17 protein-coding genes and 1 pseudogene are annotated in these 17518 nt (G+C 72.1%); 12 read left to right on the top strand and 6 right to left on the bottom strand.

All coding sequences use genetic code 11. The features are described from left to right. Positions 1 to 91: 91 nt before the first annotated feature. On the bottom strand, positions 92 to 1363 hold the full coding sequence (gene gabT, locus AB0H57_RS25505) for a 4-aminobutyrate--2-oxoglutarate transaminase (RefSeq protein WP_357510555.1): 1272 nt from the start codon (positions 1361 to 1363) through the stop codon (positions 92 to 94). A 67-nt stretch (positions 1364 to 1430) separates the two neighbouring features. Beyond that, positions 1431 to 2867 (bottom strand): gamma-aminobutyraldehyde dehydrogenase, encoded by a 1437-nt coding sequence (locus tag AB0H57_RS25500; protein WP_357510553.1) that lies wholly within the window; start codon positions 2865 to 2867, stop codon positions 1431 to 1433. Between the two features lie 144 nt (positions 2868 to 3011). Here AB0H57_RS25500 and AB0H57_RS25495 point away from each other — a divergent pair, with 144 nt between their 5' ends. Then, a complete protein-coding gene (locus AB0H57_RS25495; RefSeq protein ID WP_357510551.1) occupies positions 3012 to 4451 on the top strand; it encodes an aldehyde dehydrogenase family protein in 1440 nt (479 codons plus the stop codon). Between the two features lie 7 nt (positions 4452 to 4458). On the opposite strand, the gene AB0H57_RS25490 is transcribed toward AB0H57_RS25495, so the two are convergent. Further along, a complete protein-coding gene (locus tag AB0H57_RS25490; protein WP_357510549.1) occupies positions 4459 to 4713 on the bottom strand; it encodes an SUKH-3 domain-containing protein in 255 nt (84 codons plus the stop codon). Between AB0H57_RS25490 and AB0H57_RS25485 the strand changes: the two genes are divergently transcribed. Next, positions 4703 to 4879, top strand: coding sequence for a hypothetical protein (locus AB0H57_RS25485; RefSeq protein WP_357510547.1), 177 nt, complete (start codon positions 4703 to 4705; stop codon positions 4877 to 4879). The two genes, AB0H57_RS25490 and AB0H57_RS25485, sit on opposite strands and share 11 nt — an antisense overlap. 181 nt (positions 4880 to 5060) lie before the next feature. On the opposite strand, the pseudogene AB0H57_RS25480 reads toward AB0H57_RS25485, so the two are convergent. Further along, positions 5061 to 5312, bottom strand: a pseudogene (locus AB0H57_RS25480) (YwqJ-related putative deaminase); the annotation flags it as partial. Between the two features lie 91 nt (positions 5313 to 5403). Here AB0H57_RS25480 and AB0H57_RS25475 point away from each other — a divergent pair. Then, on the top strand, positions 5404 to 5817 hold the full coding sequence (locus AB0H57_RS25475) for a hypothetical protein (RefSeq protein WP_357510567.1): 414 nt from the start codon (positions 5404 to 5406) through the stop codon (positions 5815 to 5817). Between the two features lie 59 nt (positions 5818 to 5876). Here the strand turns inward: AB0H57_RS25475 and AB0H57_RS25470 are convergent, their stop codons facing one another. Beyond that, positions 5877 to 6899, bottom strand: a complete 1023-nt coding sequence (locus AB0H57_RS25470) for an aldo/keto reductase family protein (RefSeq protein ID WP_357510545.1) — start codon at positions 6897 to 6899, stop codon at positions 5877 to 5879. A 542-nt stretch (positions 6900 to 7441) separates the two neighbouring features. Here AB0H57_RS25470 and AB0H57_RS25465 point away from each other — a divergent pair. The 8 genes from AB0H57_RS25465 (at position 7442) to ahcY (ending at position 16236) form a co-directional block, all read left to right on the top strand. After that, positions 7442 to 8047 carry an endonuclease V gene (locus tag AB0H57_RS25465; protein ID WP_357510565.1) on the top strand — a complete coding sequence of 202 codons (606 nt, stop codon included), beginning with the start codon at positions 7442 to 7444 and terminating at the stop codon, positions 8045 to 8047. 122 nt (positions 8048 to 8169) lie between these two features. Further along, complete coding sequence (locus AB0H57_RS25460; protein WP_357510543.1) at positions 8170 to 9255, top strand: hypothetical protein; 1086 nt, start codon at positions 8170 to 8172, stop codon at positions 9253 to 9255. Between the two features lie 69 nt (positions 9256 to 9324). After that, on the top strand, positions 9325 to 10710 hold the full coding sequence (locus tag AB0H57_RS25455) for a phosphomannomutase/phosphoglucomutase (protein WP_357510541.1): 1386 nt from the start codon (positions 9325 to 9327) through the stop codon (positions 10708 to 10710). A gap of 61 nt (positions 10711 to 10771) precedes the next feature. After that, positions 10772 to 10975: a Trm112 family protein gene (locus tag AB0H57_RS25450; RefSeq protein WP_357510539.1), complete on the top strand. Its 204-nt coding sequence runs from the start codon at positions 10772 to 10774 to the stop codon at positions 10973 to 10975. A gap of 5 nt (positions 10976 to 10980) precedes the next feature. Further along, positions 10981 to 12180: an SIS domain-containing protein gene (locus AB0H57_RS25445; RefSeq protein ID WP_357510563.1), complete on the top strand. Its 1200-nt coding sequence runs from the start codon at positions 10981 to 10983 to the stop codon at positions 12178 to 12180. Between the two features lie 58 nt (positions 12181 to 12238). Then, positions 12239 to 13270 (top strand): cation diffusion facilitator family transporter, encoded by a 1032-nt coding sequence (locus AB0H57_RS25440; protein ID WP_357510537.1) that lies wholly within the window; start codon positions 12239 to 12241, stop codon positions 13268 to 13270. 3 nt (positions 13271 to 13273) lie between these two features. Then, the gene (manA, locus tag AB0H57_RS25435; protein ID WP_357510535.1) at positions 13274 to 14440 is read left to right on the top strand and encodes a mannose-6-phosphate isomerase, class I; all 1167 of its coding nucleotides are present in this window, start codon (positions 13274 to 13276) and stop codon (positions 14438 to 14440) included. Between the two features lie 296 nt (positions 14441 to 14736). After that, positions 14737 to 16236, top strand: coding sequence for an adenosylhomocysteinase (ahcY, locus tag AB0H57_RS25430; RefSeq protein WP_357510533.1), 1500 nt, complete (start codon positions 14737 to 14739; stop codon positions 16234 to 16236). A gap of 69 nt (positions 16237 to 16305) precedes the next feature. On the opposite strand, the gene AB0H57_RS25425 is transcribed toward ahcY, so the two are convergent. Then, complete coding sequence (locus tag AB0H57_RS25425) at positions 16306 to 16461, bottom strand: hypothetical protein (protein ID WP_357510531.1); 156 nt, start codon at positions 16459 to 16461, stop codon at positions 16306 to 16308. Positions 16462 to 16602: 141 nt separating this feature from the next. Between AB0H57_RS25425 and efeU the strand changes: the two genes are divergently transcribed. Continuing rightward, entirely contained in the window at positions 16603 to 17496 is an 894-nt protein-coding gene (gene efeU / locus AB0H57_RS25420) for an iron uptake transporter permease EfeU (protein ID WP_357510529.1), read from the top strand. Positions 17497 to 17518: the final 22 nt, after the last annotated feature.

The following is a 17518-nucleotide window of genomic DNA, read 5'->3' as shown; positions in this document are numbered from 1 at the left end:
GAAAGGCACGAAGCCAGTCAGACGAAGAGTCACGCCCACTGCTGCCGACCATCAGCCCATCACTTGCGGACCGACCAAGCCAGCCTCACAGTCAGCCGAAGGCCGCGTCGAGGATGTCCAGGCCGCGGGCCAGCTCGTCGTCGGAGATGACCAGCGGCGGCAGGAAACGCAGCACGTTGCCGTAGGTGCCGCAGGTCAGGGTGAGCAGGCCGGCGGCGTGGCAGGCCGCGGAGACCGCCGCCGTGGCGACCGGGTCCGGGGTCAGCGTGCCCGGCTGCACGATCTCCACGGCGAGCATCCCGCCCCGGCCGCGTACCTCGGCGACGCGCGGGTCGCGCCCGGCGATCGCGCGCAGCCGCTCGCCCATCACCGCCTCGATCCGCCGGGCCGCCGCGGCCAGGTCCAACTCGTGCATGGTCTCGATCGCCGCCAGCGCGGCGGCGCAGGCGATCGGGTTGCCCCCGTACGTGCCGCCCAGGCCGCCGACGTGCACCGCGTCCATCAGCTCCGCCCGCCCGGTCACCGCCGCCAGCGGCAGCCCGCCCGCGATGCCCTTGGCGAGGGTGATCAGGTCCGGCTCGACCCCCTCGTGCTGGCAGGCGAACCAGTCCCCGGTCCGGCAGAAGCCGGTCTGGATCTCGTCGGCGACGAAGACCACCCCGGCCGCCGTCGCCCACTCCCGCAGCGCCGGCAGGAACCCCGACGCGGGTACGACGAACCCGCCCTCGCCCTGGATCGGCTCGATCAGCAGCGCGGCCACGTTCTCCGCGCCGACCTGCTTCTCGATCATCTCGATCGCCCGGGCCGCGGCGGTCGCCCCGGTCAGGCCGCCGTCCCGCAGCGGGTACGACATCGGCACCCGGTAGATCTCCCCGGCGAACGGCCCGAACCGGTGCTTGTACGGCATGTTCTTCGCGGTCAACGCCATGGTCAGGTTGGTCCGGCCGTGGTACGCGTGGTCGAAGACCACCACGGCCGGCCGCCCGGTGGCGTGCCGGGCGATCTTCACCGCGTTCTCCACCGCCTCGGCGCCGGAGTTGAACAACGCCGAGCGCTTCTCGAACCCGCCCGGGGTGAGCGCGTTGAGCTGCTCGCAGACCGCCACGTACGACTCGTACGGCGCCACCATGAAGCAGGTGTGGGTGAAGCGTTCCACCTGCTCCCGGATCGCCGCGACCACCCTCGGGGCGGAGTTGCCCACGTTGGTCACCGCGATGCCGGCGGCGAAGTCGATCCACTCCCGCCCGTCGACGTCGGTGATCGTCCCGCCGCCGGCCCGGTCGACGTACGCCGGGATCACGCTGCCGACGCCGCGGGCCACCGCCGCCCCCCGCCGCTTGTGCAGTTCGTCGGAAGAAGCCATAAGTGCTGTGCCGTCTTTCGTTCGCGGCTGCGGGGCTCGCCGGCCCGGCTCGCTCCTCGCGCTCACGTCAGCCCTCGATGTTGTGCATGACGTGCTTGATCCGGGTGTAGTCCTCCAGGCTGTAGACCGAGAGGTCCTTGCCGTGCCCGGAGTGCTTGAAGCCGCCGTGCGGCATCTCGGACACGAACGGGATGTGGGTGTTCACCCAGACGCAGCCGAAGTCCAGCCGGCGGGTCATCCGCATCGCCCGGCCGTGGTCCTTCGTCCACACCGAGGCGGACAGGCCGTAGTCGACGCCGTTCGCCCAGCGCACCGCCTCGTCCTCGTCCGAGAAGCGCTGCACGGTGATGACCGGCCCGAACACCTCCTGCTGGATGATGTCGTCGGCCTGGCGCACCCCGGAGACCACGGTCGGGGAGTAGAAGTAGCCACGCTCGCCCACCCGCGATCCGCCGGCCTGCACGTTCGCGTGGTCGGGCAGGCCGTCGAGGAAGCCACTGACCCGGGCCAGCTGGTTGGCGTTGTTCAGCGGGCCGTAGAGCACGTCGGCGTCGTCCGGCGCGCCGGTCTTCGTGTTGCGGGCCTGCTCGGCCAGCGCCGCGACGAAGTCGTCGTGGATGCCGGGGCCGGCGAGCACCCGGGTGGCGGCGGTGCAGTCCTGGCCGGCGTTGAAGTAGCCGCCGACCGCGATCGCCTCGGCCGCCGCCGCCACGTCCGCGTCGTCGAAGATCACCACCGGGGCCTTGCCGCCCAGCTCGAGGTGGGTGCGCTTGAGGTCGGGTGCGGCGGCCGAGGCCACCTCCATGCCCGCCCGGGTCGAGCCGGTGATCGACACCAGCTGCGGGGTCGGGTGCGCGACGAGGGCACGGCCGGTGTCCCGGTCGCCGCAGACCACGTTGAACACGCCCGGCGGGAAGAACTCGGCGGCGATCTCGGCCAGCAGCAGCGTCGACACCGGGGTGGTGTCGGAGGGCTTGAGCACCACCGTGTTCCCGGCGGCCAGCGCCGGGGCGATCTTCCAGACCGCCATCATCAGCGGGTAGTTCCAGGGCGTCACCTGCGCGCAGACGCCGATCGGCTCGCGCCGCACGTACGAGGTGTGGCCGGCCAGGTATTCACCGGCGGAGCGCCCCTCCAGCAGGCGGGCGGCACCGGCGAAGAAGCGGAACTGGTCCACCGCCGGGGGCAGCTCCTCCTCGGTGGTGAGCTGGCGGGGCTTGCCGGTGTTGCGAACCTCGGCGTCGACCAGCTCCGCCGCCCGAGCCTCGACCGCGTCGGCGAGCTTGAGCATCGCCTTCTGCCGTTCGGCCGGGGTGGTGTCCCGCCAGCTCTCGAAGGCGGTGGCGGCGGCCGTCATGGCCGCGTCCACGTCCGCCCGGCCGGAGACGGGCGCCTGGGCGAAGACCTCGCCGGTGCACGGGTCGATCAGATCGGCGTAGCCGCCGTCCACCGGATCGACGTACTCGCCGTTGACGAAGTTGCGCAGCTGCTGCTGGTCGCTCATGGGATCTTCTCCGAGGGGTGGCCGGGGGACGAGGTCAGCGGAGGTATTCGCAATCTGACTGCCATCTTGGCTACTGAATTCGCGGCAGACAAGGCTTTGAGCCACTGTTTCCGCGCGGGCCGCTCTGGTCTACGCTCCCGGATTGTGGAGCCGACCGCAATCTTCGTCGCCGGCCGCCCCGCGCACGGCGAGGGCGAGCTGACCGTCACCCACCCCTACAACGGCCGGACGGTGGGGCGTACCACCTTGGCCACGCCCGACCAGGTCGAAGCCGCCGTCGCGGCAGCGGCCGGGGTGGCCGCGCAGGCCGCGGCCCTGCCCGCGCACGTCCGCGCCGCCGCCCTGGACCACGTCTCCCGCCGGCTCGCCGAGCGGGCCGACGAGGTGGCGGCGCTGATCACCGCCGAGAACGGCAAGCCGGTCAAGTGGGCAAAAGCCGAGGTGGGGCGGGCCGTGTCCACCTTCCGGTGGGCGGCCGAGGAGGCCCGGCGGTTCTCCGGCGAACTGCAACGCCTGGACACCGACCCGGCGGCCACCGGACGGATCGCGCTGGTCCGACGGGTGCCGCGCGGGCCCGTCCTCGGGATCGCGCCGTTCAACTTCCCGCTCAATCTGGTCGCCCACAAGGTCGCCCCGGCCATCGCCGTCGGCGCGCCGATCATCGTGAAGCCGGCCCCGGCCACCCCGCTGTCGGCGCTGCTGCTCGGCGAACTCCTGGCCGAGGCCGAGCTGCCCGAGGGGATGTTCTCGGTGCTGCCGCTGCCCAACGATCGGGCCGCCGAACTGGTCGCCGACCCCCGGCTGCCGGTGGTGTCGTTCACCGGTTCCGGGCCGGTCGGCGCGGCCATCCGCCGGGCCGCCCCGGAGAAGCACGTCACCCTGGAACTCGGCGGCAACGCGGCGGCGGTGATCTGCGAGGACTGGAACTCCGACGAGGACCTGACCTTCGCGGCGCACCGGATCGCCACCTTCTCCAACTACCAGGCCGGGCAGTCCTGCATCGCCGTGCAGCGGGTCTACGTGCACGAATGGCTCTACGACGGGTTCCTGCCCCGGCTCGTCGCCTCCGTCGAGGCGCTGCGCAGCGGCGACCCCACGGACCCGCTGACCGACGTCGGGCCGCTGGTCTCCGAGGACGCGGCGCGCCGGGTCGAGGCGTGGGTCGACGAGGCGGTCGCCGCCGGTGCCACCATCGAGACCGGCGGACGGCGCGAGGGCGCCGGTTACCCGCCGACCGTACTCACCGGGGTGCCCGCCGACGCCAGGGTGTGCCGGGAGGAGGTGTTCGGGCCGGTGCTGGTGGTCGCCCCGGTCGCGGACGACCGGGCCGCGTTCAGCGCCGTCAACGACTCGGCGTACGGGTTGCAGGCTGGCGTGTTCACGCACAATCTACAGACCGCCTTCCGCGCAGCCCGGACGCTGGAGGTCGGCGGGGTGATCGTCGGGGACGTGCCGTCATACCGGGCGGACCAGATGCCGTACGGCGGGGTGAAGGGGTCCGGCGTCGGCCGGGAGGGGCTGCGCAGCGCGATGGAGGACTACACCGAACCGCGGGTCATGGTGCTGACCGGCGTGGAGTTGTAGCCCGTCGTCACCAGGTGCCGTCGTCGCGCACCCGGGCGGGGGCGTGGCCGAGCAGCAGGTTGGTGAGGGCGGTGTCGACGTCCGCGCCGACGAACCACTCGCCGGCCTGGTCGAGCGCGAAGATGCGCCCGTGCTCGTCGACGGCCAGGATGCTGTCGTGCCGTTCCCGGCCGACCGGGAAGAGCCGGACGCCGAGCGCCCGCCCGAAGTCGGCGAGGGTCTCGGCGGTGTGCGCCGCCCAGGTCGGGTTGGTGGCGAACACGGATGAAGACGTCCCGGCCGGGACGGCGCCGGAAGGTCAGAATTCCGGGGAAATCGAGGAATACGCGTTCGGCGGCGGGGAACGGCTCGTGGCGGTGGTTTCTCCCCAACACCTCGCAGGTTCCGCCATCGCGCCCTCGGCCATCGCCCAGTTGAACTCGCTCTGATCCCAGCCCGCGTCGGCCAGGGCCTGGGCGACCGCCGGCGGAAAGCGGTCGGGGTCCGGTACCTGGCGGGCAGGGGAGGTGTTTCCACCAGGCGACCCAGCTCGCCCCACGGCAGGACGTCGAAGGCCACCAGCACCCTCGTGCAGGACTCGCAGAGATCCCGAACCTCACCGCCGTCGCGGTCGCCGGGTTCGCGGATCTGGAAGACCTGGAGCCCGCTGGCGGCGAGCAGCGCCCGCGCCTCGCCTCCGGTCAACGTCGGCTCACCCGCCGTTGCGCGGTGGTCGTACTCGTGCAGGACATCGGAGACGACGATCAGCTCGGCGTGCCGGTCGCCGCCGCGCACCAGGTGACCGGCGGGAAGGCCGTCCAGGTAGGCGCGGACCAGCGGATGGTGGTGCAGCTCGATGTCGCCCTTGGCGCCGTGCGCCACGCTTGCTCCGTAGCGGTCGGATGGCCTACCGCCGAGCTTTGTCGAAGGGTGTCCAGGAGGGGCAGGGTTGAGCCAGGAGCGGGACCGTCGAATGGTGAGGTTCTTCGACTACTTCGACTCTCCAGTCAAGATCGTTAGTTCGGTGGGTGGTGGGCGCATCGCATGGCGCCTCTCCAGCGAAACGGGAGGCTGGACTTCTGCCGACCGCTTGATCAACAAATTGCTGCTCGTCGGGGGCGACGAGATTCACGAGATCTCCCGCGATCAGTTCGTTCAACTGACTGAACGGGCACGTGCGCATCACCTCAAGGGCAGCGGTCCGGTCTTCGCTCTCTACGAGACCGTGCAGGCGATTCTCGACGTCCAGGAGCGGGAACGGAGACAGTTGACTCCGACGGAGTGGGCCCTGGTGTATGGGATCCGACGCAAGACCTTCGTCATGTTCGAGCGGGAACTCCAGGCCACCGGTGATCCAGGAGCGGATCCGACGCTCGCCGAGGACTGACAAGGGCTAGTGGCCCCGGCCCGCAACGAACCGGCCTGGCGGGCTGCCCGCTCTCAGTTCTAGCTGGTACCCGCCGCCCAGCTTGGTTCGACGGCCATCATGCGTGCGGTCTTGGTGGGGTCACGGTCGATTAGGTCACCGAGGACCTGGTCGACCCGTGCCATCAGGTCGTCCCCGAGCCGCACCCCGGCGGCGGCGGCGTTTTCGGTGACCTGCTGCGGACGCGAGGCACCGATGATGGCCGCCGAGACGGTCGGGCGCTGCAGTGTCCATGCCACCGCGAGCTGGGCCATCGAGATGCCTGCGGCGTCGGCGATCGGCCGGAGCTGCTGGACCCGCTCGAGCAGCTCCGCACCGAGGACCCGGCGGATGAACGTCGGCGCCCGGCCACCGGCGGCGGCCCGCGAATCGACGGGTGCTGCCTCACCGGGTCGGTACTTACCCGAAAGTACGCCTTGGGCGAGGGGCTGGAAGACGATTTGACCGATGCCGGCACTCGCACACGCCGGCACCACCTCCGGCTCAGGTACCCGCCACAACATGTTGTACTGCGGCTGGTTCGAGACGATCCGGGAGCGGAGTCCGTCGCTCGCGGCCAGCCCCGCTTCCAGTTGCTTCGCCGTCCACTCGGACACCCCGACGTACAAGATCTTGCCCTGTCGGATCAGGTCGTCGAACGCCTGGAACGTCTCCTCCAGCGGCGTGTTCTCGTCGAAGCGGTGCGCCTGATATAGGTCGATGTAGTCAGTGCCGAGCCGGCGCAGCGAGCCGTGGCAGGACTCCATGATGTGCTTTCGGGACAGTCCCCGGTCGTTTGGACCGCTGCCCACTGGGAGGCAGACCTTCGAGGCGATCGTCAACGAAGACCGGGGAGTGCCCCGGAGAGCCTCGCCCAGCAGAGTCTCGGCAGCGCCCTTCGCATAGACGTCCGCGGTGTCGAAAGTGTCGATCCCAGCGTCCAACGCCGCCCGCACGCAAGCCGTCGCAGCGGGCTCGGAGATGGTCTCTCCATGGGTCAACCAGTTGCCGAATATGACCCTACTGATCATGAGGCCGCTGGTGCCGAGGCGACGGTGTTCCATGGCGAGCACCCTACCCGTGAGGTGCAGGGCGGACCGTCCTACAAGGACGGACACCGGCGTAGCCGCCAGTTGGCGGACATGGAAAGGGCCAGGAGTTCGAGGAATCTGCTGCGCAAGGAGACCGCACTCGGCGTTGTTGGGTGTACGGCCGATATGAAGCGGGGGTGAATCTGAGCTGGCAAGACCCTCCAACATCGGCGGGGATCTCGCGCGTGATCCGGAGCAGTAAGACGGTTGAGTCCCGTACCACTGAGCTGAGATCAACGTTGCGGATCCAACTGGACCGAGCCTGCCAGTGCCGGTCGTGGGGGTGTCGCGTTGAAGGTTCGATTCCGGGCATGGTTAGTTTCGGCAGGGCCGACAGACCTGATCGGGCCAACTGGACATCGGGTTCTGTCCCGGCCGCCGGGTAGCGTGTCGGCGTGCGCGAAGGCGACATGTCATGGGACGTCGGCGTGACCTCGCCGCTGGGCGGCCGGTCGGCCCCGCGCACCGTCGAGGGGGCGTACGCCGTGCAGGACCGGCTGCGCCCGCTGGTCGATATGGTCGGGCCGGGGCCGACCGCGCCCGCGATGGTTGCCGGCCTGGACGTCGCGTACGCCCAGAGCGGTGGCCGGCTCGCGGCGGCCGTGACGGTGCTGGACGCGCGGACCCTGGCGGTCGTCGACTCGGCCGTGGTGGCGGGTCGGCCGGCTTTTCCCTACGTGCCGGGGCTATTCGCCTTTCGTGAGTTGCCCGCGCTGCTCGACGCGCTGGATCGGTTGACCGTCCGTCCCGACCTCCTGGTGTGCGACGGGCACGGGCTGGCGCATCCGCGCCGGTTCGGGTTGGCCTGTCATCTGGGTGTGCTGACCGGGCTGCCGGCGATCGGCGTGGGCAAGAGCCCGCTGGTCGGTACGTGGGTGGTGCCGGCCCGGGAGCGGGGGGCGGGTGCGCCGCTGGTCGACCGGGGTGGGACGGTCGGGCGGGTGCTGCGGACCCGGGATGGCGTGAAGCCGGTGTTCGTCAGCGTCGGGCATCGGATGAGTCTGGACAACGCCTGCGCGCGGGTGCTGGCGCTCACCCCGCGGCACCGGTTGCCGGAGACGACGCGGACCGCCGATCGGCTCTGCCGGGCGGCCCTCTCCGCCCGGGGCGAGGCCGGCTGACGGGTAATGCGGCGCACATCCGGGGCGCTCTATGACCAGGTGGGAACAGGGTCCGGTAGTAGCCTGTCCGCCGGACCGCCGGGAGCAGCCCGGACCGATCGGGACGAAACTGCGAGGTGATCATGTCGGTACGTCGGCACGTGGCGCGGCTCGCGACGGCCTGCGCGCTGCTGGTCGGCCTGGTGGCCGTCGGGGCGGCACCGGCGCTCGCGGATGACGACTCGGTGCGGGTGCGCGCCGCCGGGAGCTTCACCGCCGGTGGCTCGGCCGAGGGCGTGTCACTGGAGGTGCGGAAGAAGAGCGACGGCTGCGCTCTGGTCCACACCGCGCTCGGCCTGCGGCTCGACGGGTTGTCGGCCGACCAGGTCGAAGTGAAGGTGAACTACGGCGGGCGCTGGTGGCCGGTGCCGGTCGGCGACGGCAACGGCGGGGTGCAGACCGGGCGGACCACACCCAACAAGCCCCGGCTGTGCAAGGGCAAGAGCGTCACGGTGAAGTACCGGGTGGCCTTCCTGGCCGGCGCGCCGGCCGGGCGGCTGACCATCGTGGGCGAGGCGACCGACGCCGGTGCCGAGGCGTTCGAGCGCGGCAGCGACACGGCCCGGGTGGTCGGCGGCCGGGCGGCGGAGCCGACCCCGACCGGGAAGCCCACCCCGACCCCGACCCCGAGCGCGGTGGCCACGGTGGAGCCGACCGCCGCCGCGGTGGCCGCACCGACGGCCGCCGCCGCCGTCGGCCAGCAGAGCGGCCGGCCGGTCGCCCAGGAGAAGAGCTCCGGCATCTCCCCGATCATGTTCGTCGGCCTGGCCCTGGTGCTCGTCGGCGCGGGCCTGATCGTGCTGCTGGTCCGCCGGTCCCGCGCCGACCGGGCGGGGCGGGAGCAGACCGGCGGTGAGCCGTGGTCCGGTGGGCCGGCGCCGGGCGGTTCCGGCCCGACCACGTACCGCTCGGCCGGCGGGCCCGCGGCGGCCCCGACCGGTCAGGTGTACGGCCAGCGGCCGGCCCCGTCCGGCGGGGGTGTGTACGGCGCTTCCGCGCCGCGCCCGTCCGGCGGGGTCTACGGCGGGGCCGTGCCGCAGCCGCCGGTCCCCGGCCAGCCGGGCCCGGCCGGCCGGCCTCCGGCGCCGCCCGCCGGGGCGGGAAAGAACCCGCCGCCGGATCCGGCGGGGGGCGACGCCACCACGGTGATGCCCCGGCTGCCCGGCTGAGCCGGGGCGGAGGTCACCGCTCCGATACGCTCAGGTTCGTTGAGGACCTGCGGCTGAGGAGCGAAATCGGTGTCTGATCTGTCCCAGATCATCAAGGCCTACGACGTCCGGGGCACGGTGCCGGACCAGTGGGACGAGCCGGTCGCCAGGGCCATCGGTGCCGCCTTCACCCAGTTCCTGGCGGCCACCGGCGAGCCGGGCGACGCGGTGGTGATCGGGCACGACATGCGGCAGACGTCGCCCGGCCTGGCCGCCGCCTTCGCCACCGGCGTACGCGCCGAGGGCCGCACGGTGATCGAGATCGGCCTGGCCTCCACCGACATGCTCTACTACGCCTCCGGCGCGCTCGGCCTGCCCGGGGCGATGTTCACCGCCAGCCACAACCCGGCCCGGTACAACGGCATCAAGATGTGCCGCACCGGCGCCCGCCCGATCGGGCAGGACAGCGGCCTGGCGGAGATCCGGGACCGGGCGCAGGCGCTGCTGGACAAGGGCGAGGACGCCCCGACCGGCGAGCCGGCCCGCCCGGCCGAGCAGCGGGACCTGCGCCCCGAGTACGCGGCCCACCTGCGCACCCTGGTCGACCTCTCCGGCATCCGCCCGCTGAAGGTGGTCGTCGACGCCGGCAACGGCATGGGTGGGCACACCGTGCCGAGCGTGCTGGGTGACGCGGTGCTGCCGGCGCTGCCGCTGACCGTCGTGCCGCTCTACTTCGAGCTGGACGGCAACTTCCCCAACCACGAGGCGAACCCGCTGGACCCGGCCAACCTGGTCGACCTCCAGCGGGCGGTGGTGGCGCACGGCGCCGACCTCGGCCTGGCCTTCGACGGCGACGCGGACCGCTGTTTCGTGGTTGACGAGCGGGGTGAGCCGGTGTCGCCGTCCGCCATCACCGCGCTGGTGGCCGTCCGGGAGTTGGCCAAGCACCCGGGCGCCACGGTGATCCACAATCCGATCACCTCGGCGGCGGTGCCCGAGATCATCCGGGAGCAGGGCGGCGAGCCGGTGGTGGCGCGGGTCGGCCACTCCTTCATCAAGGCGGAGATGGCCCGCACCAACGCCATCTTCGGTGGCGAGCACTCCGCCCACTACTACTTCCGGGACTTCTGGTTCGCCGACACCGGCATGCTGGCCGCCATGCACACCCTCGCCGCGCTGGGCGAGCAGGAGCTGCCGCTGTCGGAGCTGGCCGCCCGGTACGAGCGGTACGTCCCCTCGGGCGAGATCAACTCGACGGTGCCGGACCAGGCGGCGAAGGTCGCCGAGGTGCGCGCCGCGTACCCGGACGCGGAGGTCGAGGAGCTGGACGGGCTCACCCTCCGCTTCCCCGACGGCGCCTGGTTCAACCTGCGCGCCTCCAACACGGAGCCGTTGCTGCGGCTCAACGTCGAGGCCCCGTCCCGGCAGCGGATGATCTCGCTCCGCGACGAGGTGCTCGACCGGGTTCGCCGATAAGATCGCGTGCGCCGGTCGGCACCGTCGACCGGTCGACCGCATACGTGGAAGGAGCCGCGCCGTGGCCCTGGACCCGCAGTTGCTCGAGATCCTCGCCTGCCCGGACACGCACCACGCCCCACTCGACTACGACGCGCAGGCGCAGACCCTGACCTGCACCGAGTGCGGCCGGGTCTTCGAGGTCCGCGACGACGTGCCGGTGCTGCTGCTGGACGAGGCGCGCGGCGGCCCGGTGGACGGGACGCGAGGCGAGTCGACCCGGTGATGGAGATGGACGGTACGGCCGGGGTCAGCGGCCACCGGCACGCCGACGAGGCGCTGCTCGACGACCCGGATCGGCTCGCCGAGCGCGACCCGGGCGGGATGCTGCGGTTCACCGCCTCGGCCGGCGCCCAGGTACGGGAGTCCGCCGCGCTGGCGGCCGAGGCGAACCTGTCGGTGCTCACCGACGACCTGCGGCCCCGTGCGGTGGTCGTCGCCGGCATCGGCACCGCCGCGCGTACCGGTGACGTGCTCGCCACGGTCGCCGGCCCGCGCTGCCCGGTGCCGGTCATCTCGCACCGCAGCGCCGGCGTGCCCGGCTGGGTCGGCGCGGCCGACGTGGTGATCGCGGTCAGCGCCTCCGGGCGCAGCCCCGAGGCGCTCGGTGCCGCCGAGGCCGCCCATCGGCGCGGCGCCCGGCTGGTCGCCGTGGGCGCGCCGGACTCGCAGTTGCAGTCGGTGGCCGAGCGGGCCCGGGCGCCGTTCATCCCGGTGCCCCGGCGCGCGCCCGCCCGGGCCAGCCTGTGGGCGCTCACCGTGCCGGTTCTGCTCGCCGCCCGTAGCCTCGGCCTGGTGAAGGTGAACGAGGCGGATCTCGCGGAGACCGCCGCGCGGCTCGACGCCGACGCGGACCGCTGCCGGTCCACCGCGGAGTCGTTCGTCAACCCCGCGAAGTCGCTGGCCCTCGGGCTGGCCGGGTCGATCCCGATCGTCTGGGGTTCGTCGCCGCTGGCCACGGTGGCCGCCCGCCGGTTCGGCGACACGCTCTCGGCCAACGCCCGCTATCCGGTGGTGAGCGGCGCGCTCGGCGAGGCCGGCCGGGGCCGGGTCGGGCTGCTCGACGGAGTGTTCGGCGGCCTGTTCGAGTCCGCGCGGGACATCTTCGCCGACCCGGGCTCCGACGACGGTGACGGTGACGCCACCCGGCTACGGCTGGTCATCCTGCGCGACGGCGGGCTCAACGCCGAGGACGACACCGACGAGCCGCTCGCGGTGGAGGAACGCCGGGCGGACGCGGTGCAGACCCTGGCCGAGCGGCGCGGGGTGCGCTGCGACGTGGTGACCGCCGAGGGCGGTTCGGCGCTGGAGCGGCTCGCCTCGCTGACGGCCGTACCGGATTTCGCCTCGGTCTACCTCGCGCTCGCCCACGGCCTGGACCCGATGGCGGTCCCGGCGATCACCGAGATGAAGGAGCTGGCTAACCAGTGAGCGACAGAACGACCGGACCCGGTACGGGTCGACCCGCCACGGTCGGGACGGGGGCGGCGTGAGCGCGAACGGCGGGACGAAGGCGATCATCGCCGCCCTGCTGGCCAACGTCGGCATCGCCGTCACCAAGTTCATCGCGTTCCTGCTGACCGGCTCCTCGTCGATGCTGGCCGAGTCGATCCACTCGGTCGCCGACTCCGGCAACCAGGGGCTGTTGCTGATCGGTGGCAAGCGGGCCAAGCGGGAGGCCACCCCGCAGCACCCCTTCGGCTACGGCCGCGAGCGGTACGTCTACGCGTTCATCGTCTCCATCGTGTTGTTCAGCCTCGGTGGCCTGTTCGCCCTGTACGAGGCGTACCACAAGTGGGCCGATCCGCACGGCATCAATAGTTGGCAGTGGGTGCCGGTCACCGTGCTGGTGGCGGCCATCGTCATGGAGAGCTTCTCCTTTCGGACCGCCATCAAGGAGTCCAACCTGATCCGGGGCAAGCAGACCTGGGTCCGGTTCATCCGCCGGGCCAAGGCCCCGGAGCTGCCGGTGGTGCTGCTGGAGGACTTCGGGGCGCTGGTCGGTCTGGTCTTCGCGCTGTTCGGCGTCGGCATGACGCTGGTCACCGGCAACGGCCGGTGGGACGCCGCGGGCACCGCGATGATCGGTGTCCTGCTGGTGGTCATCGCGATCGTGCTGGCGATCGAGACCAAGAGTCTGCTGCTCGGTGAGGGCGCGGAGCCCACGGATCTGGCGGCGATCGAGCAGGCCGTCACCGGCGGCCCGGAGGTCGAGCGGATCATCCACATGAAGACGCTCTACCTCGGTCCGGAGGAGCTGTTGGTGGCGGCGAAGATCGGCGTCCCCGCCTGCGAGACGGCGGAGGAGGTGGCCCGGGACATCAACGCCGTGGAGGCGCGGATCCGGGCGGCCGTGCCGATCGCCCGGGTCATCTACCTGGAGCCGGACATCTACAGCGTCGCCGCCGAGCGGGCCGGCACCGGGTCCGCCGCGGCCACCGCGGTACCGCAGCCGGATCCCGCCGCCGGGGCGGACGACGCGCACCCCTCGGGCGAGATCGCCGGACGCCCCGGGAGCTGAGCGATGGAACTGCTGCACGGGCCGATCCGCGACTACGCCTGGGGTTCCCGCTCGGCGATCGCCGAGTTGCAGGGGCGGCCGGTGCCCAGCGCCGGCCCGGAGGCGGAGCTGTGGCTGGGCGCCCACCCGGGCGCACCGGCCACGGTGGACCGGGCGGGTGGCCGGGTCAGCCTGGTCGACCTGCTGGTCGCCGAGCCGGAGCGCTGGCTCGGCGAGCGGATCGTCGGCCGGTTCGGCGTCCGGCTGCCGTTCCTGCTGAAGGTGCTCGCGGCGGACGCCCCGCTGAGTCTGCAGGCCCACCCGGACGCGGAGCAGGCCCGGGCGGGGCACGAGGCGGACGCGGCGCGGGAGGCCGGCGTGCGTAACTACGTCGACCCGTTCCACAAGCCGGAGCTGCTGGTCGCGCTCTCGCCGATGGAGGCGCTCTGCGGCTTCCGGGACCCGGCGGTCGCGGCCGAGGCGCTCGCCCGGTTCGGCGTACCCGCGTTGGCACCGGTGGTGGCCGCGCTGCGGGACGGCCCGGCGGGCCTGCGGGAGGCCGTACGCGCGCTGCTGACCTGGCCCGCGGCGCAGCGGGCCGGGCTGGTCGAGGCGGTGGTGGCGGCGGACGTCGCCGGCCCGGACGCCGAGCTGGTCCGGTGGCTGGCCGTCGCCTACCCGGGCGATCCGGGGGTGCTGGTGGCGCTGCTGCTCAACCACGTGCGGCTGGACCCGGGGCAGGCGATCTGGATGCCGGCCGGCAACCTGCACGCCTACCTGGGCGGCACCGGCGTGGAGATCATGGCGGCCAGCGACAACGTGCTGCGCGGCGGGTTGACCCCGAAGCGGGTCGACGTGGACGAGTTGCTGCGGGTGCTGCGCTTCGAGGTGCTCGACGACCCGGTGGTTGCGCCCCGCCCGGTGTCGCCGGGCGTGGTGACCTGGCCGGTGCCGGTCGAGGACTTCGCCCTGCACCGGGTGCGGGTCGGCGCGGCGACCGTGCCGGACGTGCGGCTGGCGCTGCCCGGGCCGCGGGTGGTGCTCTGTCGCTCCGGCGAGCTGTCGGTGGACGACGGGGTGGCGGCGGTGACGCTGCGTCCCGGGCAGGCCGCGGTCGGCACGGCGGCCGGTGGCGCGCTGGTCGTCGGCGGCGCGGGCGAAGGGTACGTGGCCACCGCCGGCCTGCGTTGACGGGCGGCCCCGCGAGGCCGGCCCGGTGCCGACACGCGCAAGTCGGAAATTCCGGAAACGCTTGACGCGGTGACTGCGGAGTGTGACTCTATGGGTACGCAGCGTTGTCGCGACGAACGTCGGGGCACGCGCGCGGGGGAACCAAACCGGGGGGATGCACGGGGCGGCCGGCCCGTGGACGGAAAGTTCGTCCATGCCGACCGCCCCGTGCGCTGTCCGCACGCACCCGTAAGCCGGTTGTCTATCCGGCGCGTAAGGTAGAAGGCTGCGCAGCTAACCGTTCGACAGGAGCTTCCATGACCAGCACCCTCCCGGCGGCCCCCGTGGGCTCGTCGACCGAGGCCCGCCCGAGCACTCTCGCCGAGGGCGACTACAAGGTGGCGGATCTGTCGCTCGCCGAGTTCGGGCGCAAGGAGATCCGGCTCGCCGAGCATGAGATGCCGGGCCTGATGGCCATCCGGCGCGAGTTCGCCGAGGCGCAGCCGCTGGCCGGCGCCCGGGTCACCGGCTCGTTGCACATGACCATCCAGACCGCCGTCCTGATCGAGACCCTGGTGGCGCTCGGCGCGCAGGTCCGCTGGGCGTCCTGCAACATCTTCTCCACCCAGGACCACGCCGCCGCGGCGATCGTGGTCGGCCCGGAGGGCACCCCCGAGGCCCCGGCCGGCGTCCCGGTCTACGCCTGGAAGGGCGAGAGCCTGCCGGAGTACTGGTGGTGCACCGAAAAGGCGCTGAACTGGCCCGACGGGCAGGGCCCGAACATGATCCTGGACGACGGTGGCGACGCCACCCTGCTCGTCCACAAGGGCGCCGAGTTCGAGAAGGCCGGGGCCGTCCCGCCGGTCGAGTCCGCCGACTCCGAGGAGTACGCGGTCATCCTCGAGCTGCTGCACCGTTCGCTGGCTGAGGACGGCCAGCGGTGGACCCGGATCGCCGCCGGCATCAAGGGCGTGACCGAGGAGACCACCACCGGCGTGCACCGGCTCTACGAGATGCACCGGGACGGCACGCTGCTCTTCCCGGCCATCAACGTCAACGACTCGGTGACCAAGAGCAAGTTCGACAACAAGTACGGCTGCCGCCACTCGCTCATCGACGGCATCAACCGGGCCACCGACGTGCTGATCGGCGGCAAGATGGCCGTGGTCATGGGCTACGGCGACGTGGGCAAGGGTTGCGCCGAGTCGCTGCGCGGCCAGGGTGCCCGGGTCGTGGTGACCGAGGTGGACCCGATCTGCGCCCTTCAGGCGGCGATGGACGGCTACCAGGTCGCCACCCTGGACGACGTGGTCGAGCAGGCGGACATCTTCGTCACCGCCACCGGTTGCTTCGACGTCATCACCAACGAGCACATGGCCCGGATGAAGCACCAGGCCATCGTGGGCAACATCGGTCACTTCGACAACGAGATCGACATGGCCGGCCTGGCGAAGCGCTCGGACGTCACCCGGGAGAACATCAAGCCGCAGGTCGACCTCTGGAAGTTCGCCGACGGCCACGCCATCATCGTGCTCTCCGAGGGCCGCCTGCTGAACCTGGGCAACGCCACCGGCCACCCGAGCTTCGTGATGTCGAACTCGTTCGCCAACCAGACCATCGCCCAGATCGAGCTCTTCACCAAGACGGACGAGTACCCGATCGGCGTCTACGTGCTGCCCAAGCACCTGGACGAGAAGGTCGCCCGGCTGCACCTGGGGGCGCTCGGCGCCAAGCTGAGCACGCTGACCAAGGAGCAGGCCGCCTACCTGGGCATCTCGCCCGAGGGCCCGTTCAAGCCGGAGCACTACCGCTACTGAGCCACGGCGCAGGACCGGGTCGGCCGCCGCGCGGCCGGCCCGGTCTTTTCGGTACGCGGCGGCGGCGGTTCAGCGGCGGCGGGCGGGGCGGACCCAGGTCCAGACGCACCAGGCCAGCCAGCCGAGGGAGACGGCGGCCGCCAGCGCCCGCAGCCGAAGCACGCTGAGCAGCAGCACCACGGCCAGGACCGCCAGCCAGGGGAGGAACCCCTTCACACCCGCCACGGGCCGGATCCTGCCACAGCGCGGCGCGGGTCACTGCCCCGGGTGATGTGCCCATGAACGACTTGACGGCACCCCGGATCAGGAGGAAGGTATGGCTGCCCTAACTTAGCTGAGGCGTGCCTAACTGATCACGGAGTACCGATGTTCGCCACGTACCTGATCGGCCTGCGAGAAGGCCTGGAAGCGACCCTGGTGGTCAGCATCCTCGTCGCCTTCCTGGTCAAGTCGCACCGGCGCGACCGGCTGCCACACGTCTGGGTCGGTGTCGCCTTGGCCGTGGCGCTGTCGGTGCTCTTCGGCTGGCTGATCGAGTACACCTCCACCAGTCTGCTCGACACCTCCGACGAGCGCGAACTCTTCGACGCCGTGACGTCCGTGGCGGCCGTGGTCTTCGTCACCTGGATGATCTTCTGGATGCGTAAGGCGGCGCGGAGCATCGGTGGCGAGTTGCGCGGCCGGCTGACCGAGGCGCTCGCGGTCGGCGCGGTGGCGGTGACCGGGATGGCCTTCCTCGCGGTGATCCGGGAGGGCCTGGAGACCGCGCTGATCTTCTACTCCGCCGCGCAGAGCGCGGCCGGTGGCGCCGGCCGCGGCCCGCTGCTCGCGCTGCTCGGCGGCATCGCCACCTCGGTGGTGCTCGGATTCCTGCTCTACCGCAGCGCCCTGAAGATCAACCTGTCGAAGTTCTTCACCTGGACCGGCGCGCTGCTGATCCTGGTCGCCGCCGGCATCTTCAAGTACGGCGTGCACGACTTCCAGGAGGCCGGTGTCCTGCCCGGCCTGACCAATCACGCCTTCGACATCTCCTCGGTGCTCGACCCCAGCTCCTGGTACGCGGCGCTGCTCGGCGGCATGTTCAACATCACCGCCAACCCGACCGTGCTGGAGATGGTCGCCTGGGTGGCGTACGCGGTCCCGGTGCTGGTGCTCTTCCTGCGCAAGCCGGCCAAGCCGAAGCGCGCCCCGCTCGCCCGGGACGCCGACAAGCCCGCCGGCACCGCACCCACCGACCCCTCCGCGCCGCAGCGCGCCTGACCCGCCTTCCGCCCGAGGAGAA

This window comes from Micromonospora sp. NPDC050686, from assembly GCF_040654475.1.
GTDB lineage: Bacteria > Actinomycetota > Actinomycetes > Mycobacteriales > Micromonosporaceae > Micromonospora.
The sequence above is the reverse complement of the archived record's forward strand: the minus strand, read 5'-3'. Positions and strand labels throughout refer to the sequence as shown.